At 71.3% G+C, this 3,779-nt stretch carries 3 protein-coding genes; all 3 read right to left on the minus strand.

Annotation, left to right across the window (positions count from 1 at the left end; all coding sequences use genetic code 11):
• A partial coding sequence (locus tag ROTAS13_RS20765) for an FAD-dependent oxidoreductase (protein WP_075823281.1) occupies window positions 1-1,578 on the minus strand: 1,578 nt, incomplete at its 3' end.
• Window positions 1,575-2,255, minus strand: coding sequence for a 4Fe-4S dicluster domain-containing protein (locus ROTAS13_RS20770; protein ID WP_019460990.1), 681 nt, complete (start codon window positions 2,253-2,255; stop codon window positions 1,575-1,577). The genes ROTAS13_RS20765 and ROTAS13_RS20770, both read right to left, overlap by 4 nt.
• Before the next feature lie 309 nt (window positions 2,256-2,564).
• Window positions 2,565-3,554 (minus strand): tripartite tricarboxylate transporter substrate binding protein, encoded by a 990-nt coding sequence (locus ROTAS13_RS20775; RefSeq protein ID WP_075823282.1) that lies wholly within the window; start codon window positions 3,552-3,554, stop codon window positions 2,565-2,567.
• Window positions 3,555-3,779 lie beyond the last annotated feature (225 nt).

The following is a 3,779-nucleotide window of genomic DNA, read 5'->3' on the forward strand; positions in this document are numbered from 1 at the left end:
TCGCCTTACGGTGGAGCTGTGCGTAGATGTGATCAAGAGACAGTGCGCCACCAGGGCACGTCGCCAGTCGGCGAGATGCGTCAGCCCCACGTTGCGCGGCCGTTCCGCCCGCGCCTCGGCGGCGGCCCCGGCGCCGGCATGGCGGCCGAAGACCACGAGCTCCAGCAGGGCATTGCCCATCATGCGGTTGCGCCCATGCAGCCCGCCCGTCACCTCGCCCGCGCAGAGCAGGCCGGGGACGGCGGTGCGACCTGCCGGATCGATCTCCACGCCGCCGTTCTGGTAGTGCAGCGTCGGGCGGATCAGGAAGGGCTCCTCGGCCGGATCGAAGCCGCCGCGATGGGCGAGGTGGCGCAGGGTGACGAGGCTCTTCTCCAGGATGCCGGGCCTGCCCTTCTCCAGCGTCGGCGTGTCGAGGAAGATCCCAACCTTGCCGTCGCGTTCCACGCCTCGCCCCTCGGCGATCTCGCGCAGGATGGCGGAGGCCACCACGTCGCGCGGCTGCAACTCGTCCACGAAGCGCTCGCCCTTGCCGTTCACCAGGAAGGCGCCGGAGGAACGCGCCGCCTCGCTGACCAGGGAGCCCTCCATGTGCGGCGGCCAGGCGATGCCGGTCGGGTGGTACTGGAAGCTGTTCACCTCCCGCAGCGGGGCGCCGAGGCGATAGGCCAGCACCAGACCGTCCGCCGTGGCGCCATAGTGGTTGGAGGTGGGAAAGCCCGCGAGGTGCAGCCGCCCCGAGCCGCCGGTGGCCAGCACCACCGCCCCGGCCCGGGCCAGCACCGGGCGGCCATGCGCGAAGTCGTGCAGCACCGCCCCGGCGCAGCGGCCGCGGTCGTCGCTCAGCAGCTCCAGCGCCGGATGACGGTCGAGGATGGTGATCCCCGGCTGCAGCAGGGTCGCCTCGCGCAGCGCCCGCATCAGTTCCAGCCCGGTGAAGTCGCGATAGGAGAGCAGCCGGGCGGCGGTGGCGCCGCCGGGCTTCTTGCGCAGCAGCGTGCCGCCCATGCGCTGGCTGCCCTCGGTGAGGTCGAAGCTCATCCCCTCCTGGATCAGCCAGCGGATCGCCTGTGGCCCGCCCGACACCAGCGCCGCCACCAGCGCCTTGTCGGCGGCGAAGTGCCCGGCGCGCAGCGTGTCCTCGAAATGCCGCTGCAGGCTGTCCTCGGCGCCGACCGCGGCCTGGATGCCGCCCTCCGCCATCACCGTGTTGCTGTCGCCGATGCGCAGCTTGGTGGCGAGCAGCACGCGGGCCCCGGCGCGCGCGGCGGTCAGCGCCGCGACGCAGCCCGCGCCGCCGCCGCCGATCACCAGCACGTCCGCGTCCAGCATCGGAGCGCCGGCGATGTCCACATCCTCCAGCAGCGAATCCGCCTGCAGCAGGTCCGCCAGGATGGCCGGGCATTCCTGGCCGGCGCTGGTGCCGACCCGCAGCGTCACCATGGCGCCGGGCTGACGGTCCGGATGGTAGCCGGCCAGCAGCTCCGGCACCGGCAGGTCCAGCGTCCGGGGCGGGGCGGGGGAGGCGGCGCGCCAGGCGTCCAGCGCCTGGGCATGGGGGATCCCGGCGGCGCTCATGGCGCGGCTCCCTTCGGCGGCGGATTGGCACCTGGCGCGCCGAAGTCGATCGGCTGGCGGCCGTCCTCTATCTCGTGCAGCCGCATGATCAGGTCGGAGGGGCGCAGCGTCAGCGAGGCGTTCATCCGCCGCACGAACTGGCCCAGATGCGCCGGGTCTATATGCTCCGGGCAGGCGGCGACGCAGAGGTTGCAGAGCACGCAGTGGTCGAAGAGCTCGGCCGCCGCATTGGCCTGCCCCACGGCGGCGAGGTTGACCATGCGCTGCACCTCGATCCCCTTGGGACAGGCGCGGTCGCAGCCGTTGCAGTGGCGGCAGTGCTTGGCCTCGGGGAAGACGGCGTCGATCTGGTCGATCGCGGTCCAGCTGTCGGTCAGCGCGTGCAGGTCATAGGCGTGCGGGCGGCGGGCCGGGAAATGGTCGATGAAGGAGACCTGCATCCCTTCCTCGGCCAGCATCTCGCAGGCCAGCGCCGTACTGGCCAGGCGCTGGCCCGGTCGGCGCACCAGCACGCGGCAGGCCCCGCAGACTCCCTGGCCCATGCAGCCGACATTCTCCGTCAGCGTCAGCCCGGCGGCCGTCCAGGCCTGCAGCAGCGAGGTTCCGGGGACTGCCTCGATGGCATGGCCATCGAATTGCAGGTGCAGGGTTCCGGGGGTCCGTGTGTCGTCGGACATGCGGGGCAATCTCCCGTCCGTGGAGGACATCGGGAAATGCCGGTGTCCTGGACGGGAAGGATAGACCCATCGCGCCGCCGCCTGAACCCGTCACCATAATATCCGGCTTGAAAAACCCACCGGTAGCAAGAAAATGATGCCGTCCCATCCGTCTTCTGCATGTGTGTTTAATCTGGACTTATTTGGTCTGGATGACGAGGACTTTGCGATGGTCCTGTGAAGCGTCCTGGCGGATGGAGGCCGGGGGAAAAAGGCGGAGCCTCGTCCCCCCGGGACGGCGCGACGCCAGGCGGCGAAGCGCAACCGGCCTCAGAGCTGTGGCTCGATCTTCCGTTCGCGGATCACCTTCGCCCAGACAGCGGTTTCCGCCCGGATGCGGGCAGCGAAATCCACCATGGATTCGTCGGAGAGGGTGAGGCCCTGGGCGGCAAGGGCGGTGCTCGTGCGCGGCTCGTGCAGGATGCGCGCGACCGTGGTGTGGATCTCCTCCGCCAGGGCGGGCGGCACGGCGCGCGGCGCCAGCAGCCCGTACCAGGAGGTGATGTCGAAGCCCTCCACGCCCAGCTCGCCCAGCGTCGGGATGTCCGGCATCACCGGGGTGCGCTGCGCCGTGGTGAGGGCCAGGGCGCGGAGCTGGCCATCGCGCACCGCCTCCAGCACGGCCGGCAGGTTGGTGAAGAGGAGCTGCACCTGCCCCGACATCACATCCGTCGCCGCCTGGCTGGAACCCTTGTAGGGCACGTGCAGCATGGGGATGCCGGTCCGCTGCGCCAGCAGCTCGCCCGCCAGGTGAAGCTGGCTGCCGAAGCCAGGGCTGGCATAGGTCACGCCATCCTTCTGCGTCTTTGCGAAGGCGAGCAGCCCCTGGATGTCGCGCACCGGCAGGCGCGGGTCACAGACGATGACGTTGGGCGCCGTGGCCAGCAGGTTCAGCGGCAGGAAATCCCGCTCCACGTCGAAGGGCAGGTCGCGCATCAGCGTGGGGTTGATGGTCAGGTTGCCCGCCGGCACCAGAAGCAGCGTGTGGCCGTCCGGCGCCGCACGGCGTACCGCGTCGATGCCGATATTGCCCTGGGCGCCCACGCGGTTGTCCACCACCGTATTCTGGCCGCTGCCGGCCTGCAGCCCCTGCGCCACGACGCGCGCCAGCACGTCCACCGGGCCGCCGGGGGTGAAGGGGGCGACGATGGTCACCTGGCGCGAGGGCCAGGAAGCGGCGCGGGCCGGGCGCAGCCCCGCGGCGGCGAGGGCGGCCGTGGCGCCAAGCAGGGCGCGGCGGCCCGGGGTGGGGTGGAACATGGGGAACTCCCGTTCAGGATCGTTGCTGGGACGTGTGACCGGCGTTCCGGCCCGCTTGTTGCGGGGTTTCTTCTACCGGACCGGAAGCGGGGGGGCTGCTTCCGGCTTTCCTGGCCCTGGCCCGGGGGATTCCCGGCCAGGGCCTGTCGGGGATGGCGTGGCGGCCTCAGCCGCCCGCCTTGCGGGGCCGGGGCCTGTCTCTTGATCACATCTACGCACAGCTCC

Source organism: Roseomonas sp. TAS13 (genome assembly GCF_001950415.1).
Classification (GTDB): domain Bacteria; phylum Pseudomonadota; class Alphaproteobacteria; order Acetobacterales; family Acetobacteraceae; genus Roseomonas; species Roseomonas mucosa.